The 23542-nt window shown below is 65.5% G+C and carries 22 protein-coding genes; 3 read left to right on the top strand and 19 right to left on the bottom strand.

The window, feature by feature from the left end; all coding sequences use genetic code 11:
- Positions 1-3: 3 nt before the first annotated feature.
- From FAZ98_RS14530 to FAZ98_RS14485, 10 genes are all read right to left on the bottom strand, one after another.
- Entirely contained in the window at positions 4-876 is an 873-nt protein-coding gene (locus tag FAZ98_RS14530) for a branched-chain amino acid ABC transporter permease (RefSeq protein WP_158952037.1), read from the bottom strand.
- A gap of 13 nt (positions 877-889) precedes the next feature.
- Complete coding sequence (locus FAZ98_RS14525; protein ID WP_158952036.1) at positions 890-2083, bottom strand: ABC transporter substrate-binding protein; 1194 nt, start codon at positions 2081-2083, stop codon at positions 890-892.
- 156 nt (positions 2084-2239) lie between these two features.
- Positions 2240-3043, bottom strand: coding sequence for a citryl-CoA lyase (locus FAZ98_RS14520; RefSeq protein WP_158952035.1), 804 nt, complete (start codon positions 3041-3043; stop codon positions 2240-2242).
- Positions 3044-3047: 4 nt separating this feature from the next.
- Positions 3048-3929: a MaoC/PaaZ C-terminal domain-containing protein gene (locus tag FAZ98_RS14515; protein WP_233272815.1), complete on the bottom strand. Its 882-nt coding sequence runs from the start codon at positions 3927-3929 to the stop codon at positions 3048-3050.
- Positions 3923-4705: an enoyl-CoA hydratase/isomerase family protein gene (locus tag FAZ98_RS14510; protein WP_158952033.1), complete on the bottom strand. Its 783-nt coding sequence runs from the start codon at positions 4703-4705 to the stop codon at positions 3923-3925. Before FAZ98_RS14510 ends, FAZ98_RS14515 begins: the two co-directional genes overlap by 7 nt.
- A complete protein-coding gene (locus FAZ98_RS14505; RefSeq protein ID WP_158952032.1) occupies positions 4702-5826 on the bottom strand; it encodes a lipoate--protein ligase family protein in 1125 nt (374 codons plus the stop codon). The genes FAZ98_RS14510 and FAZ98_RS14505 overlap by 4 nt, the downstream gene beginning before the upstream one ends.
- Positions 5823-6995, bottom strand: coding sequence for a phenylacetate--CoA ligase family protein (locus FAZ98_RS14500; RefSeq protein ID WP_158952031.1), 1173 nt, complete (start codon positions 6993-6995; stop codon positions 5823-5825). The genes FAZ98_RS14505 and FAZ98_RS14500 overlap by 4 nt, the downstream gene beginning before the upstream one ends.
- A gap of 24 nt (positions 6996-7019) precedes the next feature.
- A complete protein-coding gene (locus tag FAZ98_RS14495; protein WP_158952030.1) occupies positions 7020-8219 on the bottom strand; it encodes an acetyl-CoA C-acetyltransferase in 1200 nt (399 codons plus the stop codon).
- 36 nt (positions 8220-8255) lie between these two features.
- On the bottom strand, positions 8256-9494 hold the full coding sequence (locus FAZ98_RS14490) for an acetyl-CoA hydrolase/transferase family protein (RefSeq protein WP_158953879.1): 1239 nt from the start codon (positions 9492-9494) through the stop codon (positions 8256-8258).
- Positions 9495-9553: 59 nt separating this feature from the next.
- Positions 9554-10474 (bottom strand): SDR family NAD(P)-dependent oxidoreductase, encoded by a 921-nt coding sequence (locus tag FAZ98_RS14485; RefSeq protein ID WP_199272364.1) that lies wholly within the window; start codon positions 10472-10474, stop codon positions 9554-9556.
- Positions 10475-10699: 225 nt separating this feature from the next.
- On the opposite strand from FAZ98_RS14485, the gene FAZ98_RS14480 reads away from it, so the two are divergent.
- Positions 10700-11602, top strand: coding sequence for a LysR family transcriptional regulator (locus FAZ98_RS14480; RefSeq protein ID WP_158952029.1), 903 nt, complete (start codon positions 10700-10702; stop codon positions 11600-11602).
- A 45-nt stretch (positions 11603-11647) separates the two neighbouring features.
- On the opposite strand, the gene FAZ98_RS14475 is transcribed toward FAZ98_RS14480, so the two are convergent.
- The 9 genes from FAZ98_RS14475 to FAZ98_RS14435 all read right to left on the bottom strand — a co-directional run bounded on the left by FAZ98_RS14475 (position 11648) and on the right by FAZ98_RS14435 (position 21119).
- The gene (locus tag FAZ98_RS14475) at positions 11648-12349 is read right to left on the bottom strand and encodes an ABC transporter ATP-binding protein (RefSeq protein WP_158952028.1); all 702 of its coding nucleotides are present in this window, start codon (positions 12347-12349) and stop codon (positions 11648-11650) included.
- A complete protein-coding gene (locus tag FAZ98_RS14470; protein ID WP_158952027.1) occupies positions 12342-13070 on the bottom strand; it encodes an ABC transporter ATP-binding protein in 729 nt (242 codons plus the stop codon). Before FAZ98_RS14470 ends, FAZ98_RS14475 begins: the two co-directional genes overlap by 8 nt.
- Positions 13057-14028: a branched-chain amino acid ABC transporter permease gene (locus FAZ98_RS14465; protein WP_233272768.1), complete on the bottom strand. Its 972-nt coding sequence runs from the start codon at positions 14026-14028 to the stop codon at positions 13057-13059. Before FAZ98_RS14465 ends, FAZ98_RS14470 begins: the two co-directional genes overlap by 14 nt.
- On the bottom strand, positions 14025-14897 hold the full coding sequence (locus FAZ98_RS14460) for a branched-chain amino acid ABC transporter permease (RefSeq protein ID WP_158952026.1): 873 nt from the start codon (positions 14895-14897) through the stop codon (positions 14025-14027). The genes FAZ98_RS14465 and FAZ98_RS14460 overlap by 4 nt, the downstream gene beginning before the upstream one ends.
- A 26-nt stretch (positions 14898-14923) precedes the next feature.
- Positions 14924-16141 carry an ABC transporter substrate-binding protein gene (locus FAZ98_RS14455; RefSeq protein WP_158952025.1) on the bottom strand — a complete coding sequence of 406 codons (1218 nt, stop codon included), beginning with the start codon at positions 16139-16141 and terminating at the stop codon, positions 14924-14926.
- Positions 16142-16166: 25 nt separating this feature from the next.
- Positions 16167-17324, bottom strand: coding sequence for an acyl-CoA dehydrogenase family protein (locus FAZ98_RS14450; protein ID WP_158952024.1), 1158 nt, complete (start codon positions 17322-17324; stop codon positions 16167-16169).
- Positions 17325-17355: 31 nt separating this feature from the next.
- A complete protein-coding gene (locus tag FAZ98_RS14445) occupies positions 17356-18540 on the bottom strand; it encodes an ABC transporter substrate-binding protein (RefSeq protein ID WP_158952023.1) in 1185 nt (394 codons plus the stop codon).
- Positions 18541-18635: 95 nt separating this feature from the next.
- Positions 18636-20186, bottom strand: a complete 1551-nt coding sequence (locus tag FAZ98_RS14440; protein ID WP_233272767.1) for a class I adenylate-forming enzyme family protein — start codon at positions 20184-20186, stop codon at positions 18636-18638.
- Between the two features lie 231 nt (positions 20187-20417).
- Positions 20418-21119, bottom strand: a complete 702-nt coding sequence (locus FAZ98_RS14435) for an SDR family oxidoreductase (protein WP_158952022.1) — start codon at positions 21117-21119, stop codon at positions 20418-20420.
- A 133-nt stretch (positions 21120-21252) separates the two neighbouring features.
- Between FAZ98_RS14435 and gcvA the strand changes: the two genes are divergently transcribed.
- Both gcvA and FAZ98_RS14425 read left to right on the top strand, forming a co-directional pair.
- Positions 21253-22179, top strand: a complete 927-nt coding sequence (gene gcvA / locus FAZ98_RS14430; RefSeq protein ID WP_158952021.1) for a transcriptional regulator GcvA — start codon at positions 21253-21255, stop codon at positions 22177-22179.
- A 228-nt stretch (positions 22180-22407) separates the two neighbouring features.
- Positions 22408-23493 carry a porin gene (locus FAZ98_RS14425; RefSeq protein WP_158952020.1) on the top strand — a complete coding sequence of 362 codons (1086 nt, stop codon included), beginning with the start codon at positions 22408-22410 and terminating at the stop codon, positions 23491-23493.
- Positions 23494-23542: the final 49 nt, after the last annotated feature.

Raw genomic sequence — 23542 nt, 5'->3', positions numbered from 1 at the left:
GCGTCAGTGAACCAGCGCGCGTCCGAAGAAGCCGGACGGACGGAACAGGATGAACAGGAACAGCACGACGAACACCACGGCTTCGCTCCATTGCGAGCTGAACCACGCGAGCGCGAGACTTTCCGCGAGGCCGAGCAGCAGACCCGCGCACGCGGCGCCGCGCAGACTGCCCACCCCGCCCACGATGGTCGCGGCGAGGCTGATGAGCATCACGTGGCTGCCCGCCGCCGGGTTCAGCCCCGCGCTCGCGCCGGACAGAATGGCCGCGGGCACGACCGCGAGCGAACCGAGTGCGAAGGCGACTTGCGACAACCGCTGCGGCGACATGCCGAACGCGCGCACGAGTTCGGGGCTATCGGCGAGCGCGCGCAACGCAATGCCGGTCTGACTGCGCGAAAGAAACGTGGAGAGCGCCATGAAGCCGACGATGGCCGTGACCACCGCGATGCCCGCGAGCGGCGAAACGTAAAGCCCGCTCGCGACTTCGACGCCCTTGGACAACGGCGAAGGAATCGCCACGAAGCCGCGCCCGAAGAAGAAGGCGATCAGGTTCTGCACCACGATGCCCACGCCGAACGCGCCCGCGAACAGCGTGAAGAACGAGTTCTCGTGACGCTTGATCGGCTGATACACGAGCCGGTCGAGCAGCACGCCGAACGCCACCGTCACCAGCGCCGCGATCACCAGCGCGACATACCAGGGCCAATGCAGCTTCGCGTAAATCTCGTAGAAGCCGTAGCCGGCGACCATGAACGCCGCGCCATGCGCGAAGTGGAAGATGCGCGTCGCGCCGAAAATGAGCGAGAAACCGCCGGCGGTCAGCGCATAGAGCGCGCCGAGCTGAATGCCGTTGACGAGCAGTTGAATGAAGAGCATGCGGTCGCCTCCGTTACTGCGTGGTCGACACGACCGTGCCGCCCGCGCCGTCGATCTCGTTGATCTGGATGGGCGCGCGCACGGTGCCGTTGGCATCGAACGAGACGCTGCCGCCCACGAGATCGAAATGCTGCATGGCATTGCGGGCCGCGAGCAGATTCGCGCCCGTCACCGGCTCGCCCTGCGCCTCGAGTCTGGCCGCGAGCATCGCGAAGAGACGCACCGCGTTGTAGTAGTTCGCCGCGTATGCCGTTGGCTTGCGGCCGTACTTCGCGCGGTAGTCGGCCACGAAACGCTGTGTCAGCTTGTCCGGCGCGTTCCAGTCGAAACGCTGCGTGGTGTAGAGCGCGCCCTTCGCCTCGGGCAGCGCGTTGATGGCCGGAATGCTGAACGCCGAATAACTCGCGAGCTGCTGGTTCACGCCGTTGTCGCGCAACTGCTTGACGATCTGCGATTGCTGCGCGCCGTACGAGGCGATGAAGATCAGGTCCGGCCTGGCGTCACGCACGCGCGCGACCACGCCGCCGAACTGCTGCGCCGCCGCGGGCACCGCGAACGACGACACGAGTTGGCCGCCTGCGGGCGGCAAATCCTGCGCGAGTTCCTGATTGATCGACTGGCCGAGCGGGTCGTCCACATAGATCAGCACGAAGCGCTTCAAGTGCTTCTGCGTGACGAGATACGGCACGATCGCGCGCACTTCGGAGTTGGCGAGCGGGATCACGTTCCAGAAGTACGGGCCGAGTTGCGCGAGGTCGGGACCGACGCCGCCGCCATTCACCGCGACGGTCTTGCTGCGGCGCGCGAGCGGCGCGATGGCTTTCGAAACGCCGGTGAAACCGGTCAGCACGAACGGCGTCTCGTACACGTTCACGAGCTTGTTCATGCCGAGCACGCCTTGCATCGGCAAAGCCTGGCTGTCTTCGTAACGCAGCGCCAGCGGTTCTTTCAGCAGCTTGTCGGCGTTCACGTGCGCCACCGCCAGGTCGGCGCCCGAGCCGAACGTCTGACCGTATTCGGCGTTCGGCCCGCTCAGCGGCAACAGCGCGCCCAGGGTGAGCGGCGCGGGCGGTTCGGCTTGCACCGCTCGCACTTCTTGCGCCGTGAGCGCGCTCAACGCCGTGAGCGCCGTGAAAGCCGTGAGCGCGGCAAGCGCGAGCGCGCGCCTGCCCCACGCGGCGCGAAGCCTTCGCTTCGTCGATGACATGGGTCGTGTCTCCGTGGTTCTGATTGTTGTGGTTCGCTTTTCGCGATCGTGTCTCTCAGGTTCCGCACGACGTGGTGGCGAGTATCACGCGTGCCGCGCGTGCGTGGCTTTCTTTCTCGTGAACGCCCGCTTAAGCCACGTGAAAGTGCCGCGTTTTCAGGGCTTTTCCTCGTGCGGCTCGCGCAAATGCGCGGACGCCTCGTCTTCCACGCGCTGCCACAATTCGACCGCCATCGGCCGCTCGCCTTCTTCGAGAATATGACCGACGAGTCCGATCGCGCGCGCCATCACGCCGAAGCCGCGCACGATGCGCCACGGAAAACCGAACTCGCAGCAAATCGCGCCGAGCGCGCCCGTGGCGTTCACCGGCAGCGCCTTGCCCGTCACGCGCGCCGCTTCGTCGCCGATCAATTGCATCAACTTCACGTAGCGGCCCGACATGCCGTTTTGCGCGGCGAGTTCGAAGAGGCGCGGCGTACGCGGATCGATGGGTTTGTGCAGCGGATGGCCGAGCCCCGGCACGATCGCGCCGCGCTCGCGATACGCGGCGACCGTGTCGCGCGCGAGCGTTGCCAGATCGGAGTCGTCGCCGCGATCGGCGGGCAACGCTTCGTACAGCATGCGGCACGCGCCTTCCATGCTGCCCACGAACACCGAGCCGAGTCCGCACAAACCGGCCGCCACGGCCGCCTGCAACGACTCGGGCGCGCCCGCATAGGTCATGCGCGCCGCGATCGCGCTGGGGGTCATGCCGTGCTCCACGAGCGTGATGACGAGCGCGTTGAACATGGCCGACTGCTGCGGCGTCGCGGTCTTGCCGGTCAGCTGGAAATAGGCGAAATCGCCCAGATTCATGTGACCGAGAATCTCGTTCGGCAAGTCTTTGCCGCGTACGCTGATGCGCTCGGGCGTGCTGTAGGCGATATCGGAACGCACGAGCGGTTTCGGTTGGCGAGGCATGGCGTCAGTCTCCGGTTGCACGCAGTTCGGCGGTGCCGCTGTTCAACACGATCACGTCGCGTTCGAGCGATCTCGCGCGAAAGCGCACCGTGCTGCCGTCGATCCACAGTTCGGTGCGGATCGTTTCGCCCGGATACACGGGCGCGGTGAAGCGCGTGTGCAGCAGCGCCAGCCGGGCGGGATCGCTCTCGCACGCATGCTTGAGCACCGCGCGGCCCGCGACGGCATAGGTCGCGAGACCGTGCAGAATGGGCCGCTCGAAGCCCGCCGCGCGGGCGACCGACGGGTCCGCGTGCAACGGGTTGTCGTCGCCGGACAAGCGGTAGATGAGCGCGGTCTCGGCACGCGTGGGCAAGTCGCAGATCACGTCGGGCGCGCGCTCGGGCATCGGCGGCGGGCTGGCGATGGGGTCGTCGCTCGGCTGACCGCTTGCGCTGAAGCCGCCGTCGCCGCGCAGAAAGTTCAGTTGCTCGACGGTCGCCAGCAGTTCGCCGCTCGTCTTGTCGACGATCGTGCGTTCGATCAGCAGCAGCGCGCCCTTGCCCTCGCCTTTGTCGATCAGGCGCGCGACGCGCGACTGGCCGACCACCGTCGCCGCCTTCGGCAGCGGCCGGTGAATGCGCAAGGTCTGCTCGCCATGCAGCAGCTTGACCCAGTCGATACCGGTGCGCGGGTCCTTGGCCCAGAAGCCCGGATAGCCGAGCACGTTCGCGAAGGTCGGCGACACGCGCAGCTCTTTCTCGTAGACGAAACGCAGATCGTCCTGATCGAGCGGATCGGCGCCATAACCGATGCCGAGACCGTAGAGCATCGCGTCGTGCGGCCCGTAAGTGCGTTCGAGCGGTTCGAAATGCCAGTGCTTGAGCGTCAGATAGTCGATCATGATTGTGGCCAGTGAAACAGCGGCGTCGCCTTGTCACGGAAACGCTGCACGGCTTCGCGATGAAAGTCGGTGGAAAACGCGAGCCCCTGCCCGAGCGATTCGAGTTCGAGCATGGTGCGCAGATCGCTCGTCAGCGAGGCGTTCAGCGCGCGCTTGGTCAAGGCGAACGCGGCCGGCGAGGCGCTCGCGAGCGCGCGCGCGATCGCGTTGGCGCGGGCGTCGAGCGCTTCGGCCCCCGCGATTTCGAGCACGATACCCATCGCGCGCGCCTCCTCCGCATTCGCTTCGCGCGCGGTGAAGATCAGGTCGCGCGCGCGCGCCATCCCAACGATGCGCGGCAGCGTATAGAGCGCGCCGCAGTCGGGCACGAGGCCCACTTTCATGAAGGGCATGCAAAAGCGCGCGCGCGGCGTGGCGATCACGAAGTCGGCGGCGAGCGCGAAACTGAAGCCCGCGCCATACGCCACGCCATCCACGGCCGCGATCACCGGGCGGTCGAGTTCGAGCAGTTGCGCGACCCAGCCATGCAGATCGTCCACGCGATTGCGACCCGCCTCGGCGCTTTCCACGTTCATGCCGCGCACGTCGCCGCCCGAGCAGAAGTTGCCTTCGCTGCCGCGCAGGATCACCGCGCGCACGTTGCGATCGGCGCGAATCGCATGGACCGCTTCGCGCAGTGCGGCGCGCATCGGCAAGTCGAGCGCGTTCTTCGCATGCGGGCGATTGAACGTGAGCGTCGTAATGCCTTCGGCGTGATCGATCAACAGTTCGTCGCTCATGCGGCCACCTCGCGCGCGAGTTCGGCGAGCGCGAGGTCGAGCGCGTCGATCAGATGCGAGGCCTCGACGCCCGCGAGTTCGACATCGCCGCGTTGCATGAACGCTTCGATGTGCGCGACACACGCCGCCCGTTCAGCGGGCAGATTGGCGAAGCCGTCTTCGAGCCAGTCGATCGAAGCGGTCGGACGCGGATGAAAATCGCCATTGACGATGGCGCGCACGATCGTGCCGTCGCGCGTCAACAGACTCAGCCAGATCAGACCCGCGGGCGCCTTGCGCCGGCCGCGGCCGATGCGGTCGCCTTCGAGCATGAACGGCTCGTAGCGGGTCGCCTCGCTCTTGCCGACGAACCACGCGCGATCCGTCAATTGCGCGGCGGCATCGCGCGCCAGCGCATGCTCGCGTTCGCTCAACGCCCCGCGCGACAGCGTCACGCCGCCGAATGCGCGCCGCACGCAATCGTGCGCCCACTCCACCAGTTCGCGGTGCTCCACCGGCCGCTGCAATTCGTGCTCCAGATACGTGTAGCGCGAACCGAGATCCTTGTGTTTCTTGTCGCGCACTTTCTCGGGTGCCATCGGCATCGCGCGCGCGGCGGTCTCGGTGTCGATCGCTTTCACGTTGAGCAGAATGCGAAACGTCATCGCACCGCCCTCGATTTTTAGCGAGGTCGCGATCAGCTTTCTGCCGTCGATCTCGACGTCGTTGAGCGGCCGATACGACGCCGCGAGCCCGAAGCGCTCGCGCAAACTTTCGGCGACATGACCGAGGATCGACGGAAACGCCTCGGTGGCCGTTTGCGGCACGCCGTTCAGCGAGAGCGGCAAATAAAAGCACAGGAACGCCGAGCCCGCGCCCGCGTAAATCGCACCGCCGCCGTTGATACGCCGCCGCGCGACGATATCGCGCCCCTCGCAAAACGCGACGTCGAGCACCTGATACGGATCTTCGTTCACGCCGATCGTGATGCTGTCGCCGTCGAACACGTTGAGATAGACGGTGGGCGGCGCTTCGCCGCTCACGACCGCGCGCTCGATGGCGGGCGAAACGGAGATGGAGAAGTCGGCGTAACCGGCGTGGCTGTCGATAAAGCGCCACGGTGCATTGGCATTCGTATTCATCGCGTGTCGTGTCTCCTGTCGATCACCGCGTCCGCGTTCGCGAGCGTGTCGTTCGATTCGATATGGTCCGCGCTCACCAGCGTCTGGCGCTTGAAGCGTTCGGCAATGTGCGTCAGCGCGTCATGAGCAAGCTGGCCTTCGATGCGCAGCAGCACGTGGTCGCCGCCATTCGGCTTTTGCGTGAGTTCGAGTTGCAGGCGGCGCGCGCCGTCCACGCCGAGCAGCACGGTCGCGAACTCGGAGGGATAGAGCTTCACGCCCTTCACTTTCACCATGGCGTCGGTGCGGCCGAACACCACGCCGGGCAGCGAAACCGTGCGGCCATGCACGGGCGCCGTGCGCACGAGTGCCGTGAGGTCGCCGGTGCGGTAGCGCACGAGCGGCTGCAACTCCTTGCGCAAATGCGTGAGCACGAGTTCGCCGCGCTCGCCGTCCGCGACCGGCTCGCCGCTGTGCGGATCGATGACCTCGGCGTACAGCAGTTCGTCGAATACGTGTACGCCTTCGCCGCCCGGAAACGTGCGCGCAACGGGCAAACATTCGGACAACGAAAAGCTGTCGATCAGCACGGCGCCCGGCATGGCCGCCTGCACCCGTGCATACAACGCGGGATTGCTAGTGAACGCTTCACCGCCCGCGAAGAACACGCGCGGCACCGGACAGCCCGCCTCGATCAGCTTGATGGCGTGCGAGGGATTGCCCGCGAGCACCGTCACGCCGCAGCGGCGCGCGACCTCGGCGGCGCGTTCGGTTTCGCCGGGCCCGTGCGGAATGCACGCCACGCCGCGCGCCTCCATCTGGCTCTGATAGAACAGGCCCGCGACGAACAGGTGATAGCCGAACGTCACCATGCAGACGTCGCCGGGACCAATGCCGCAGGCGTCGAGGTGCGTCGCGCAGGCGGCTTCGATGGCACGCAGGTCGTTCGCGCTGTGCAGGATGGGCACGAGCGACGCGCCCATGGGCGTGAGATTGATACGCACGGGCGGCACGGGCGGCGCGAACGCGCCATAACCGGGCTGCTGCATTTCGCCTACGAGATCGGCGCGCTTCATCAACGGCACCTCGCGCGCGAACGCTTCGAGGCTCGCGACCTCACGCGGCAAACGCCCGCGATAGAACGGATGATCCGCAAGACGCGCAAGTTGCGCGTTGAGCTGATCGAGCATGTCTCCTCCTTTTTCGAAGGCTTTTTATGCGGCGCGTTCGAACACCGCGGCGATGCCCTGACCGCCGCCAATGCACATCGTCTCCAGACCATAACGGCCGTTACGGCGCTGCAATTCGTGCAGCAAGGTCGTCATGATGCGCACGCCGGTCGCGCCAATGGGGTGACCGAGCGAGATGCCGGAACCGTTCACGTTGAGGCGATCGTCGTCGCGCCAGCCCCAGCCTTTCAGCACGGCGAGCACCTGGCAGGCGAACGCCTCGTTGAGTTCGACGAGATCGAAATCGTCGAAGGAGAGGCCCGTCTTCTTCAGCAGCTTTTGCACGGCGGGCACGGGGCCGATCCCCATCGTCGCCGGTTCGCAGCCGCTCGCGGCCCAGCCGACCAGATAGCCCATGGGCGTCAAACCCAGTTCGTCGAGCTTGTCTTCCGCCACCACGAGGCAGGCGGCGGCCGCGTCGTTCTGCTGGCTCGCGTTGCCCGCCGTTACCGTGCCGTCCTTCGAGAGCGTGCGCAGCTTCGCCAGCGACGCCTCGGTGGCATCCGCGCGAAAACCTTCGTCGCGCGCGAACAGCACCGCGTCGCCCTTACGTTGGGGCACGCTGACCGGCGCGATCTCGTTGTCGAAGCGGCCCGCTTCCCACGCGGCCGCCGCGCGCTGATGACTACGCGCCGCGTACGCGTCGGCTTCTTCACGCGTGATGCCATAGTCGCGCGCGAGGTTCTCGGCGGTCTCGATCATCCCGGAGATGTAGCCGAACCGCTGCTCCGGCTGCGAACGTTCGCGCCCGCGGTCGAGCCGATCGTGCAGTTTCACCGTGCCCGCGCGCGCGCCCCAGCGCATGTCGGTCGTGTAGTACTCGATATTGCTCATGCTCTCCACGCCGCCCGCGACCACTACGTCGGCCGCGCCGCTCTGCACCATCATCGCGGCGGTCACCACGGCCTGCAGGCCGCCGCCGCAGCGCCGGTCGAGCTGCATGCCCGGCACATGCACCGGCAAGCCCGCTTCGAGCGCGGCCCAGCGGCCCACGCAAGGCGTCTCGCTGTTCGCATACGACTGCGCGAACACCACGTCTTCGATACGTTCCGGGTCGATGCCGCTCTTCGCGAGTGTCGCGCGCAACGCGGTGGCCGCGAGCGCTTCCACGCTCACCGGCCGCAACGTGCCGCCGAAGGTTCCGACCGGCGTGCGCATCGGCGCGACGATGGCTGCTCTTCTCATGCAATGTCTCCTTTATCGGTTGTCCTGATGAAGCGCTCAACGCTTCATCAACGTATGCGTGTGCGCTTGCGCTTCGAGTTCGGCGCGCTGTTCGGGCGGCGCGATGTCGATCATCCTGCGCACGCGCCTCGCGAGCGTGAGCCCGCGCAAATCGGCCGCGCCGAATTCGGTGACGATCACGCCCGCATCCACGCGCGGCGTGCTCACCGGTCCATGCAACTGCGCGACGATCCGGCTGCCTTCGCGGCCGCGCGCGCTCAACGCGACGATCGGCACGCCGCCGCGCGATTTCGCGGCGCCGCGCAGAAAGTCCACGCCGCCGCCCACGGCACCCACGTAGCGCCCGTTCACGGCCTCGGCATTGACCTGGCCCGTGAGATCGACTTCGAGCGCGGAATTGATCGCGACGAAACGATCGATGCGCGAAAGCACGCCGATGTCGTGCGTATAGGCGGTACCGCGCATCTGCAACGCGGCATTGCGGTGCGCGAAGCGGTACACGCGTTCGCTGCCCATCAGCACGCCCGCAACGGAAACGTTCCTGTCGAGGCGCTTGCGCGCGTTGGTGATGACGCCGCGCGTTTGCAGGTCGGCGGCGGCGTCGCTGAACATGCCGCTATGCACGCCCAGATCGCGACGGTCGGCGAGCGTCGCGAGAATCGCTTCGGGCATGGCGCCCAGGCCGAATTGCAGCGTCGCGCCGTCCTCGATGAAGGCGGCCGCGTGCTGCGCGATGCGGGTTTCGATCTCGCCGGGCGCGGCGCGCGCGCTTTCCAGCGGCTTGCGATTGGTGTGGAACAGCACGTCGAAGTCGTCGGCGCGCAAGGGTCGCGACCCGTGGGTCCACGGCGCCTGCGCATTGACTTCGGCGATCACCACACGAGCGTGGTCGAGAAACGGCAGCAAATACTCGTGCGCGATGGACAGGCTGTAGTGGCCGTGCTCGTCGGCGGCCGCGACTTGCACGAGCAGCACGTCCACGTCGATCAGTTGTTCGAACTGCGAGTAATGCGAGGGCAGGATGTCGAGCACGCCCGCCTGGGCGAGCGCGCGATTCTGGCCGCCGCCGGTGTACGCAACGAAGTCGATCGCATCGGCGTGCGCCGCTTGCAGCGTGTCCGACCACTGCGTGCCGACGAACACGCTGAAGCGGCCGCCCACCGCATGGCGCTGCTCGACGAGCGCGCGCGTGAGCGTGCAAGGCTCCGCCCCGCATTGACCCCAGGCGACCAGATCGCCGGGACGCACGTAACGCGCGAAATCGAGTGCGCCGATCTCGACCGGACGCGCCGCGCGCTTCGCCGCTTCGCGACCGGACGACGCGCACAGTGCGCTCACACCGGGTCCCACGAGAACACGTCCGCGGAAACATCGAGCGTGTGGAACGACGCGCGCAGCGCGGGCATTGCGTGCTCGGCGATACTTTGCGGCGTCCAGCCTTCGCTCTTCTGCACCGAACGCAGCGGGCGCGGCTGGCTCATCACGAACAACTCGTTGTTGCGCACCGCGAAGATCTGCCCGTTCACGTCGCGCGCGGCGTCGCTCGCGAGATACACGGCGAGCGGCGCGATCTTCGCGGGCGTCATCTGCTTGATCTTTTCGACGCGCGCGGCCTGTTCGTCCGAATCGATCTTGATCGACGAAATCATGCGGCTCCACGCGAACGGCGCGATGCAGTTCGACCGCACGCCGAACTTCTGCAAGTCGAGCGCGATCGACTTCGACAACCCCGCAATGCCGAGTTTCGCCGCGCTGTAGTTCGCCTGCGCGAGATTGCCGATCAAGCCCGAGGTCGACGTCATGTGCACGAAGGCGCCCGAGCCCTGCGCCTTCATCGGCTCGGCGGCCGCGCGCGAGACGTAATAGCTGCCGTACAAATGCACTTTGAGTACGGCATCCCACTCTTCGTCGCTCATCTTGTGGAAGAAGCGATCGCGCAAAATGCCCGCGTTGTTCACGACGATATCCACGCGGCCGAACACATCGAGCGCGTTCTGCACGATGCGCGCGGCGCTCGCGGACTCGGCCACGCTGTCGGTATTCGCGGTGGCCACGCCGCCCGCCGCTGCGATTTCCTTCACCACGTCGTGCGCGGGACCCTCGCTGCGGCCCTCGCCGCCGAGCGTGGCGCCCACGTCGTTGACGACGACCCGCGCGCCTTCCTTCGCCATCAGCAGCGCGATGTCGCGCCCGATGCCGCCGCCCGCGCCCGTCACGATCGCCACTTTGCCTTCGAGCAATTGCTGCGCTGCCATCGACCTGTCTCCGGTTTGTAGTTGGCAATCAGCTTGACCCAAGCGCGCGCGCGAAACAATTTGCGATTCCCGAAGGCCCGTTTCGGCTCGGCTTAACCCGTGAAACGCCTAATGCAAACCTTTACGATGCAGTGCAATACTCGGCGTGCACGCTTGCGCCGTGCGTGTTTCGCTTTTGCGCTCGCGCTCGCCTCTGCCTTTCTCGCCACTCTTACGCGGAGAACCATGCATTTCGATCTGGTCGATCTCAGGCTCTTCACCCACATCGCGGAACACAGCAGCCTCACGCGCGGCGCCGAACGCGCGCACCTGTCCTTGCCCGCGGCCAGCACGCGCATCAAGAATCTCGAGGAACAGGTCGGCGTGAAACTGCTCAGCCGCACGAGTCACGGCGTCACGCTCACGGGTGCGGGCGAGACGCTGTTGCTGCATGCGCGGCGCGTGTTGCAGCAGCTCGAACAGCTTTCCGGCGATCTGCACGAGTACTCGAACGGTGTGAAAGGCCATGTGCGGATTGCGGCGAATACCACCGCGACCAGCGAATTTTTACCGGCCGTGTTGCGCACGTATCTGGTCAACTATCCCGACGTCAACGTCGATCTGCACGAGCGGCTGTCCGGCGACGTGGTGCGCGCGGTGCAGGAAGGCACGGTCGATATCGGCCTCGCGGCGGGCAACGTGCGCACCGACGGTGTGCAGACGATGCCCTACCGGCGCGACCGCCTCGTGCTCGCGACGGCCTTGAGCCACCCGCTCGCCGACCTGAAGAAGCTCTCGTTCGAAGAGGCGCTCGACTACGACTTCGTCGGGCCGCCCGAACAGAGCGCGATCTACGGCTTTCTCAAGCGCGCCGCCGCCGAAGTGCAGCGGCCGCTGCGCTGGCGCATTCAGGTCAGCAACTTCGAAACCGCGTGCCGGATGATCGAAGCGAACATCGGCATTGGCGTGCTGCCCGAGGCAACGGCGCTACGTCACGCGAAAATGATGGCCATCAAGATCCTCCCGCTGAAAGACGCGTGGGCCGTGCGCAATCTGCAAATCGTGGTTGCCGATCTCAATGCGTTGCCGCTGTTCGCGCGCAAGCTCGTCGACGTGCTCGTCGCGGACGGCGTGGGCCGGCTCGACTGAACCGGGCGCCGAGTCCGACACCGAGCCCGGCATCGAACCCGGCGCTCAACGCGCGAAATAGCGGTCGTGCAGCGCTTCCACGTCGACATTCGCCGCGCGTTCGGCGAACGTAAGCTTGCCGCCCTGCATCAGATAGACCTGATCGGCGAGACGCAGCGCCACACGCGTGTTCTGCTCGACCAGCACGATGGTGCGGCCCAACGCCTTCAGCTTCGCGAGAATCGCGAACACTTCCTGCACCATCACCGGCGCGAGTCCCAGCGAAGGCTCGTCGATCAACATGACGTCCGGCGACGACATCAAGCCGCGCCCCAGCGCGAGCATCTGCGCCTGGCCGCCTGACAGCGTGCCCGCCTGCGCGGCGCGCCGTTCTTTCAGCAGCGGAAACATTGCGTAGACTTCGTCGAGCTGGCGTTTCGCGCCATGCCGCCGCGCCTTCGGGAACGCGCCGAGCATCAGGTTTTCCTCGATCGTCATGTCGCGGAAAATCAGCCGCCCCTCGGGCACCATCGCCATGCCGCGTTCGAGCATGTCCCACGTCGCCACGCCCGCGAGCGACTTGCCCGCCAGCTCGATCTGGCCGCGTTGCAGCGGCAGCAGGCCCATGATCGCGCGCAGCAGCGTGGTCTTGCCCGCGCCATTCGGTCCGACGATGGCCGTGACCTCGCCCTTCGCGAACTGCATCGTCACGTCCCACAGCACGTTGATCGCGCCGTAGCCCGCGCGCACGCCGTTGAGTTCAAGCATCGATCGCCTCGCCCGTATAGCTCTTCACGACCGCCGGATCGCGGAACACCTCCGCGGGCGGGCCATCGGCGATCAGTTCGCCGAAGTTCAGCACGCACACGCGGCGGCACAAGTTCATCACCGTCTCGATGTCGTGTTCGATAATCAGGATGCCAATCTGATAACGCTCGTGGACTTCTTGCAGCATCGACATGAAACGGCGTTTGCTCGCGGTTTCCAGCCCGCCGAGTACTTCGTCGAGCAGCAGCAGTTTCGGCTGCGTCGCGAGCGCCTTGCCCACTTCGAGCGCCTTGAGTTCGGTCAGCGCGAGTTCGGTTGCCGCGTTGCGATGCGCTTTGGTGTCGAGGCCCACGAACGCGAGAATTTCGTCGAGCCGCGCCTCGTCGATCTTGCCCGCGCCGAAGCGTTGCGCAACGCGCAGGTTCTCGCGCACCGTGAGTTCGTGCATCGGCTGCGGCACCTGAAACGTGCGGCCCAGACCGAGCCGCGCGCGTTGGTGCAGCGAGGCGCGCAGAATGTCGCGGCCCTCGAACGCGATCTCGCCTTGCGTGGGACGCACGAGGCCCGAGATCGCGTTGAAGAGCGTGGTCTTGCCCGCGCCGTTCGGGCCGATCAAGCCGACGAGGTCGCCGGTGCCGATCGACAGCGTAACGTTGTTCACCGCCGTGAGTCCGCCGAAGCGGATCGTCACGTTGCGCAGTTCGAGTTCAGCTTGCGGCATACGCGTCGGCCCTCGCACGTTTTTTCAGGCGCAGCGCCGTCAATCCCGACGGGCTCACGATGATCATCGCGACCAGCAGCGCGCCCAGCACGATCTGGTGGCTGCCCGGCAGAATGCTCTTGAGCACGAGCTGGTCGACGAGATACACGACCACCGCGCCCGCCAACGCGCCAATGATCGAGCGATAGCCGCCGAAAATGGCCGCGATGATCGGCACCACGGACCACGTGGCGTTGAACGCGTAGTCGGGTTCGAGAAAGTTGATCACGTGCGCATTGAACGCACCTACAATCCCGGTCATCAGCGCGGACAACATCAGCATGCCCGCCTTCAACGCCGTGCTGTTCACGCCCACCACGCGCGTGGCGTCTTCGCTTTCCTGCATGGCGCGCAACGCCAGCCCGGTATCGCTCGCGCGCAAGCGCTGATACACGAGCGCGAAGATCAGCACCAGCGTGACGATCACCAGATAGCCGCCGGTCTTGCTGCCGAAGTCGAAACCAAACAGCTTCGGCAACGCGGGAATGCTCGACAGCCCCGCGGGACCGTTCGTCATGCTCGTCCATTCGGTGGCGAGAATGCGGAAGATCTGCGCATAAGCGAGTATCGCCAGCGCGAAATACGGGCCCTTGAGGCGCAACGCGGGCAGCATCGCGACCGACGCGACCACCGCGCCCACGCCGCCCGCGAGCATGGCCGGAAACACGGGCCAGCCCGCCTTCATCGTCAGGAGCGCGGAGATATACGAACCCACGCCGAAGAATGCCGCGTGCCCGAAGCTCACCATGCCGCCGAGATTGCCGAGCAGCGACCACGCGAGCGAGATGCCCGCGATCGTCAATGAGGCAACGATCAGACTCATGAGATAGAGGTCGCCGCGCATCAAGAGCGGCACGCCGCCGTACAACACCAGCACCACGATCGCGCCGATCACCCCATTTTTCATGCCGCTTTTCATCCCCGCCTCCTTGCCACGCCGAACAACCCGTTGGGCAACACGTAGAGCACCAGCAGAAACAGCAGCATGCCTGCAAGTTCCTGCATCGCCGAGCTATAGAGCGTGACCGTGAGGGCCTCGGCAATGCCGAGCAACATCGCGCCGAGCAGAACGCCCGGAATGGAGCCGACGCCCGCGAGCACGGTGATGATGAACGCCTTGACCGTGAGCGCCTCGCCGATGGACGGCTGCACCGCGCTGCTCGCGTAGATCGACACGCCCGCGCACGACGCGAGTACGCCCGCGACGAGGAACGTGACGAGTTCGATGCGGCGCGGGTTGATGCCCATGAGTCCCGCCGCGTCGCGATTGCTGGACACCGCGCGCACGGCGCGGCCGTACCACGACTTCGACAGCCACCACCACAGCGCGCCCATCAGCACCACGCTGATGCCGAAGGCGAGCAACTCGCTGTTCATGCTCATCACGTTGCCGAGGCTCACGCTGTCCTGCAGCCACGCGGAGCCCGTCGACCGCACGTCGGCGCTCCAGATCATCAGCACCGCATTCGTGCCGATAATGCCGAGGCCGTACGTGAGGATCAGCGAGTTCAGTTCGCGGTCGCGGCGAATGCGGCTCACGAGCCAATACGCGATGGCCGCGCACGCGCACACGACGGGGATCGCGCACGGAATCGCGAACATCGGATTGAGACCCGTGCGCGTTTCGAGCGTGAACGCGATATACGCGGCGAGCAGCACGAGTTCGCCGTGCGCGAGATTGATCACGCGCATCGCGCCGAACACGAGCGCGAGCCCGAGCGCGACGAGCGCATACGTGCCGCCCATCAGCACGCCGGAATAGAGCGATTGCAGCACCAGATCGGACATGTCGCGTCCTCCAGTTGGTCAGAGCGTCACCACGGCACGGCCGGGTACTTGAGCGTGCCGGTGGCCTTGTCCTTCGGCCAGACGATGGCCAGCTTGCCGCCTTGCATCTGCGCCATGTTGTTCAGGAACGCCGGGTTGTCGCCGCGCGCGTCGAAGTGCACGGGGCCGATCAGCGTGTCGAACGATTGCGCGCGCAAGGCGGTGGCGATACCGCCGCTCTTGAGCGTGTTGTTCGCGGCGGCCTTCGCAACGGCATCGAACAGCAACATGGACTGCACGTAGGCGAACTCGGCGAGATAGTCCGGTTCCTTGTGATACGCCTTCTGATACGCGGCGACGAAGGCCTTGCCGTCCGCGCTCGCGAATTGCACCGGATACGGCAACATGGCCGTGCCGATCGCGCCATCCACGAGTTCGCCGAATTCCGCCGCCATCTTCGGCGTGGCCAGCGACCACGCGCCCACCACCGCCTTCAGTTGCGGCTTGAGCACGCGCGCCGCGCGCAGGATGCCGATGTAGTCGTTTTCATAGCCGATCATCAGCATCGCGTCCGGCTTGTCCTGCAGCTTGATCTTGTTGATGACGGGCTTGAAGTCGGTCATCGCGGGATCGAACGGATGCTGGACCACCTTGATGCCCTGCTTTTGCAGCGTCGCGGCAACGTCGCCGGAAAGATCGGAGGTCGCTTGCTTCGTCGACGAAACGATCGACACCGACTGCACCTTCATCTCGCCGAGCAGGCCGACGATAGCCTTCGCGTAACCCGAGGCCGGGCCGATGCGGAAGAAGTTCCTCAAGCCGCGCGAGGTCATCGCGCTATCCACGCCGCCCGAGGTGATGTACACGAGCCCGAGCTTGTCGGAGGCCTCGGAGGCGGGGCTGACCGCATTCGATCCATAGCCGCCCGTGATCGCGAGCACGCCTTGCGACGCGAGCTTTTCGACCCCGGCCACGGCTTTGGCCGGCTGCGCTTCGTCGTCGATCACCGTGAGCTTGACCGTGTTCGCACCGCCGCGCGCGTTGAAGAGATCGGCGGCCACCTTGATGCCTTCGAGCTGCGCGTTGCCCGCGCGCGCCATCGCGCCCGTCAACGGCAGTTCCACGCCGACCGGCAATTCGGCCGCGTGCACCGCGGGCGCGACGAGTGCGGCCAGTGCCACGGTCGCCGAAGCGCAGGCCGCGAGCGCATGCGCCGGACGAAGGCCAACGTGCAAGCGAAAGCTGAAACGAAAGCGAGTCTCCATGCTGCCTCTTTATTGTTGTCGGGTTTCAGAGCGTGGCCGCCGCGCGAATCATGTTGCGCGCGATCACCAGTTGCTGGATCTGCGTGGTGCCCTCGTAGATGCGGAACAAGCGCACGTCGCGATAGAAACGCTCGACGCCGTAGTCGGCCACGTAACCCGCGCCGCCATGAATCTGCACCGCGCGATCCGCAACGCGCCCCACCATTTCCGAGGCGAACAGCTTCGCGCACGACGCCTCCGTGCTGACGTTGTGGCCGTCGTCGCGCCGACGCGCGGCGTCGAGCACCATGCAGCGCGCCGCGTAGAGTTCCGCCTGACTGTCGGCGAGCATCGCCTGGATCAGCTGGAATTCGGCGATCGGCTGCCCGAACTGCTTGCGCTCCATCGCGTAACGCAACGCGTCGTCGAGAATGCGCTGAGCCACCGCCACGCAGATCGCCGCGATATGAATGCGGCCTTTGTCGAGCACCTTCATCGCGGTCTTGAAGCCAACGCCCTCGTTGCCGCCGATCACGTTCTCCGCCGGCACGCGCACGTTTTCGAAGATCACGTCGCAGGTGTGCGCGCCTTTCTGGCCCATCTTCCTGTCGCGCTTGCCGAAACCGATACCCGGCGCTTTCGCGTCGACGATGAACGCCGTGATGCCGCCCGCGCGCGGGTCGTCCGGGTTGGTGCGGGCCATCAACGTGAAGATGCCCGCTTGCGGCGCGTTCGTGATGAAGCGCTTGGTGCCGTTGACGACATAGTGGTCGCCGTCGCGCACCGCGCGCGTCTTCAGCGAGGCCGCGTCGGAACCCGACTCCGGTTCGGTCAGCGCGAAACTCGCGATCACTTCGCCGGTGGCCATCTTCGGCAGCCACTTCGCCTTCTGCGCGTCGGTGCCGTCGATCACGATGCCTTGCGAGCCGATGCCCACCGTCGTGCCGATAATGGAGCGAAACGCCGGCGAGGTCTTGCCGAGTTCGAACATCACGAGCACTTCTTCTTCCATCGTCAGATCGAGACCGCCGAAGCGCTCGGGAATCGTCAGACCGAACAGACCGAGCTGCTTCATGTCGTCGACGAGTTCGGCCGGAATTTCGTCGGTTTCGGCCACGCGCTCCTCGTTCGGCACCAGACGTTCGCGCACGAAGCGCGCAACGTTGGCGAGCAGCACGTTCATCGTTTCCTGATCGCGGATCATGATTCGCCTCGCTTTGCGATTGAATGAAAACTCACTGCCACGGCACGCCGGGATATTGCGGCTTGCCCGTTGCATAGTCGGCGGGCGAAACCACGACGAGTTTGCCGTCGCCGCGGAACTGGCCCATGTGCGCGACATAGCCGGGGTTGTCGCCGCGCGCGTCGAACGCGACCTTGCCGAGGAACGAGTCGCCGGTTTGCGTCGCGCGCAGCGTGTCCGCCAGGCCGCCCTTCGCGAGCGTGCCCGCCTGCGCCGATTTGCCGATCGCGTCGAACAGCAATTGCGCGTAGGCAAACGAGGTCTGCGACTGGTAGTTCGACTCGGTCTTGAAGAGACGCTGGTACGTTTCCGAGAACGCTTTCTGGTCCGCCGAGCGATAGTCCGCCGGCGAGGCGAGCACGGTCGCGCCATACGTGTTCGGCACGAGGTCGGGGAACGACGCGGCCATCTTCGGGCTCGCGAACGCCCACGGCGCGGCAATCGCTTTTAACGGCGGTTTCAGCACTTTCGCGGCGCGCAGAATGCCGACGTAATCGTTCTCGTAACCGACCATCGCCATCGCCTCCGACTTGTCCTGCAGCTTCACCTTGTTGATGACGGGCTTGAAATCGCTCATCGACGGATCGAACGGATGCATCGCGGTCTTCACGCCTTTCGCTTTCAGCGCGGCGTCGAGTTGCTGCGCGAGATCGCTGGTCGCGTCCTTCGTCGAATAGACGATCGACACCGACTTCACGCCGAGCTGATCGAACAGACCGAGCATGCCTTTCGCGTAGCCCGGCGTGCCGCTCACGCGAAAGAAGGTCTTGAGATTGCGCTTGATGAGGTCGTCGCTGGTGCCGCCCGAAGTGACGTACACGAGGCCCGCCTTGTCGGCGGCTTCCGAAGCGGGCCCGGCGCAGTTCGAATTGGCCGCGCCCGCAATGGCGACCACGTTCTGCGAGGCGAGCTTCTCGACGGCCGCGACGGCCTTGGCGGGATTCGACTCGTCGTCGATCGCCACGAGCGTGATGCGATCGCCGGGATGGCGCTGGTTGTAAAGATCGGCGGCCACCTGGATGCCGCGATACATCTCGGTGCCCGCCTGCGCGAGCGAGCCCGTCATCGGCAATTCCACGCCAACCTTGTATTCGGCGGCATGCGCGTTGAGTGCGCTCAAGGCGCTGAGCGCGAGCGTGCCGAACAGCACGCGCGCGGCGGCGGCTAAGGGTTTCATCGTCGTCTCCAGATTGTTGTTTCGACGCGCTCTGTCGACGCGCCGCTTTACTGCGACTTCTCGTGCTGCTTCCGTGCCGCCTGAATGCGGCTGCCTTATGACGTCACGTCGTCCAGCATCGCGCGCAAACGCTGCTTGAGCAGCTTGCCGCTCGCGGTGGTCGGCAGCATCGGCAGTTGCACGACGCGCGAAGGCCGCTTGTACGGCGAGAGGCGTTCGGCGAGATAGCGCTGCAAGTTGTCGGCATCGAGTTCCGCGCCGCTCTTCATTTCGACGAAGGCGATCACTTCCTCGTTGTTGTCCTCGGTGCGTTTGCCGACCACGGCCGACTGCCGTACGTCCTCGAAGGTGTTGATCACCGATTCGACTTCGATCGGATACACGTTGAAGCCCGAGCGAATGATGAGATCCTTCGAGCGGCCAACGATGAAGAGCGCGCCGTCCTCGCCGAGCCGGCCGAGATCGCCGGTATTGAGCCAGCCGTCGGCGCTCAGCACTTCGGCGGTCTGCTCGGGCGCGCGATAGTAGCCGCGCATCACGCCCGGCCCGCGCACCCAGAGTTCGCCCGCCTCGCCCGGCGCGGCGTCCTCGCCGTTCGCGTCGACCACGCGCAACGCCGCGCCCTCGACGATCTGCCCCGACGACGTGTCGCTGCGCGGCGCGTCCATGCGCGTGATGAACAGCGATCCCGCGTATTCGGTCATGCCGTAGCCGTGATGCAGCGGCTGGCCGAACGTGGCTTCGACGTCGCGTTTCAAGGTCGGATCGAGCGGGCCGCCGCCGGTGTAGAGATAGCGCAGGCGCGGCGCCCGCACGTCCACCTGCTGCTCGCGAATGTGCGCGAGCACACGCGTGAACATCGTGGGCACGCCTTGCAGAATGGAGATTTCGCTGTCGGCCAGCGCGCGCACCACGTCTTCGGGTTTGAAACGCGCGTAGAGCAGCAGGCTCGCACCCGCCTCGAAGGTCGCGAGCAGCAGCGTGGCGAGACCGAAGATGTGCGAGATGGGCATCACCGCGTAAGCGCAGTCGTCGGGCGTCAGATTGCGTGAACGCGACGAGACGCGCGCGAAATGCATCAACCCGCGATGCGTGACCATCACGCCCTTGGGATCGCCGGTCGTGCCCGAGGTATAGATCAGCAGCGCGACTTCGCGGGCGAGCGTTTCCGCCTCGCGCGGGCTGGCCGTGTCGACGGCACCGATCATCAGCGGACCGAGGCCGCGCGGCGCGATCTCCCGTGCGCGATAGCGCACGCCATGGCGCACCGCGTCGGGCGAAGCCGAATGCGTGAACACCATGAGGCGCGGCCGGCAATGCGCGCGTATCACTTCGATCTCGCGCTCCGAGAGCCGCGCGTTGACGACCGCCGGCCACGCACCCAGTTCCGACAACGCGAACAGCAGCACGATGGACGCCGCGCAGTTCTCGGTGACGATCATCACGCGGTCGCCGGTGCCGACGCCATGCTCGCGCAGAAACGCGATCGCGTCGCTCACGTTGCGCCACAACTGCGCGAAACTCGTCGTGCCGCCCTCTTCTTCGCGGATCGCAGGCGCGTCGGGCAACTGCCCGGCCCAACGGCGCGGAATATCGCTGATACGCGCCTGCATCGTGGCCGGCGTGGTCTGCGCACCTGTACTCATTCGGCTTCCCTCTGTATTGCGATTGGAAGCCAGTGTCGCTGGAAGACCTTACGGGGACAATTCGTTTTGCCCGAAGTGGGGTTTAGGCGTCGCTTAACCTGGGAGATACCCGGACCGGGCTCGTGCGCGGGGCGCTGCGCGTGAACTGGAGACGCGGGCTATTCGACATTCGCCGCCGCACTAAAGCCTGGCGAAAAAACGCGCGCGGCGAATGCCGATTCGCTCACTCGTTCAAATGGAGCGGGTCAGGCCGCCATCGACGCGAATATTCTGGCCGGTGATATACGCCGCGCCTTCCGAAGCGAGAAAGGCGACGGTCGCCGCGATCTCTTCGCTCGTGCCGTAGCGCTGCAACGGCACGCTTTCGCGGCGCGCTTCCGTTGCAGGCAAGCTGTCGATCCAGCCGGGCAGCACGTTGTTCATGCGCATGTTGTGGCGCGCCTGGCTGTCCGCGAAGAGTTTCGTGTACGCCGCGAGACCCGCCCGAAACACCGCGGAGGTGGGGAATTGCTCGCTCGGCTCGAAAGCCCATGCCGTGGAGATGTTGATGATCGCACCGCCCTGCTTCTGCATGATGGGCGCGACGAGCCGCGTGGGACGGATGACGTTCAGCAGATACGTGTCCATGCCGCGATGCCAGTCTTCGTCGGTGATGTCGAGGATCGGCCCGCGCGGCCCGTGGCCCGCGCTATTCACCAGCACGTCGATACGGCCCCAGCGCGCCACGGTCAGGTCGACGAGTTTGCGCAGGTCGTCGTTGGACTGGTTCGAGCCCGTCACGCCCACGCCGCCCAGTTCCGCCGCGAGCGCCTCGCCTTTTCCCGACGAGGACAGGATCGCCACCTTGAAGCCGTCCGCTGCCAGACGGCGTGCCGCCGCTGCGCCCATGCCGCTGCCCGCTGCCGTCACGATTGCCACTTTTTCTGCTGCCATGGTGATAATCTCCCACAGGTTGAAAGTGCCGTAAAACCAACGCAAACACGCTGGAACGATTCAAAAGAATAGCATCGCGAACGCCTCGCGACGCCGTAGTTTCCCTAGCCAATAGCAGTAGAAAAACTATCGCATGAACGACCCGCACGACACCCTGCCTTCGCTCAACGCACTGCGTGCCTTCGAGGCCGCGAGCCGGCATTTGAGCTTTCGCCGCGCCGCCGAGGAATTGCGCGTGACGGAAGGCGCCGTCGGTCAGCATGTTCGCGGTCTGGAAGCCGCGCTGGGACTGAAACTGTTCGAGCGCAAGCCGCGCAGGCTCACGCTCACCGGGAACGGGCAAACGTATGCGGCGAGCGTGAGGCGTGCCTTCGATCTACTGGTGGAAGCCACTCAGGCATTGCGTCCCGAGTCGCTCAAACTCACCGTGAGCGTGACGCCCACTTTCGCGGCGAAATGGCTGATCCCGCGTTTGCCCGATTTCACCGCGGCGCATCCCGAGATCGACCTGCGTATCGTGGCGACGGAACGCAATTCGCATTTTCAGGCGGACGGTGTCGACCTCGCCGTGCGTTACGGCTTTCCGCCCTTCGGTCCGGGACTCAATACGGCACTGCTATTCGACGACATCCTCGTGGCCGTGGCGAGCCCGCGTGCCGTTGGCAACGCGCGTGGCGCACCTGGCACGACGCGCGCCATCGGCCGTCTGCTCGAGCGCCATGCGCTCTTGCACGACGCGCACGACCAATGGCCGCAATTCCTCGCGCAACTGCATCACCCCAAGTCCGCAACCCAGGGAAAACACATTCGTTTCAATCAGACGTCACTCGCCATCGACGCCGCTTCCGAAGGCCAGGGCATCGCCCTTTCCCATTACGCATTTGTCGCGCGCGACATTGCCGCAGGCCGCCTCATGCGCGTATTCACGGAAGAGCTGAACACGGGGGCCGGCTTTTATCTCGTCTCGCCGCGCAAAAGCCGGCACCCGGAGCCGGTCGCGCTGCTGCGCGCGTGGCTAATCGATCAGGCGCGCGCCGAACCGCAAGCCGCCGTTAATTAATGCGCCGCAATAACGTAATGGAATCCCGCGCTAAAAACCCGCCGCAAATAGGCTGTCAACGAGCGTTGTAACGGCGAGACAGCTTTTTTGAATTTTTGTTAATAATTTTTAGAAGCCAGCTTATGATCGCCACCTTCAGCGCGCCAGTACCCACTGACGCATTAGATTAATCACCCACGGAGTTCGCGCCCTACAGGGTGTGCACTTACAAATAGAATCGGGGATTCCATGAAGAAGACCGCCGCGGCTTTCGCCGTCAGCCTGCTTGCTCTCTCTGCTCAATCCGCTTTTGCACAAAGCTCGGTCACGCTGTACGGCCTCGTCGATACGGCTATCCGTTATCAGACCAACGCGAACTCGGCTAACGACGGCCTCGTTTCGATGCGTGAAGGCGCCGTGACGCCGAGCCGCTGGGGCGTGAAGGGCACCGAAGATCTGGGCAACGGTACGTCGGCGATCTTCAAGTTGGAAAACCAGTTCAACCTGTGGAACGGCCAACTCTCGAACACCTCGAACACGCTGTTCCAGCGTAATGCGTACGTCGGTCTGTCGAACACGCAATACGGCACGCTGACGCTCGGCCGTCAACAAACGCCGTTCTTCGACGAAATGGGCAACACGTTCGACCCGCTGACCGTTGCCGACTACTGGCAAGACAGCTGGGCGTACAACCCGGTCGGTCCGTTCCTGTTCACGAACAGCTCGGTCAAGTACACGAACACGGTGGGCGGCCTGCATGTCGAAGGCATGTACGGCTTCGGCGGCGTGGCGGGCAGCACGGGCATGAACAGCATGTTCGGCTTCACGGCTTCGTACGCGCTCGGACCGCTCCAGGCGCTCGTGGGCTTCCAGCAGAACGACGTGGCCGGCAAGAAGTTCAACATCACCAACGTGGGCGCGGTGTACGCGTTCACGCCGGGCCTGCGCCTGCTGGCCGGCTGGATGCATTCGCAAGACAACTCGGGTACGGTCGACAAGGCCAGCCAGCAATCGGGTGCACCGAATCTGCTGCGCGTGAGCCCGAACCGTATCGACGACAACTTCTACCTGGGCACCACGTGGCAAGCCACCGTGCCGCTCGCGATCACGCTGGCCGGCTACTACGGTCATGCTCGCAACGCGGCAATGGAAGACGGCTCGCTCGGCGTTGGCACGAACTACTCGGCCACGCTGCTCGCCGAGTACTCGCTCTCGAAGCGCACCGAAGTCTATGGCACGGTCGACTTCACGCGCGGTACGGGTGCGTACCTCGCGGACTACCCGGGCCGCAACAACCAGACCGGCGTTGCCGTCGGCCTCCGCAACATCTTCTGATGTCGCGGCCCGGCGCTGCCGGGCTTGTCGATCGCTATCGACACGAAAC

Origin of the sequence: Paraburkholderia acidisoli (assembly GCF_009789675.1) — a bacterium.
Classification (GTDB): domain Bacteria; phylum Pseudomonadota; class Gammaproteobacteria; order Burkholderiales; family Burkholderiaceae; genus Paraburkholderia; species Paraburkholderia acidisoli.
This window is presented reverse-complemented; position numbering and strand designations above follow the sequence as displayed.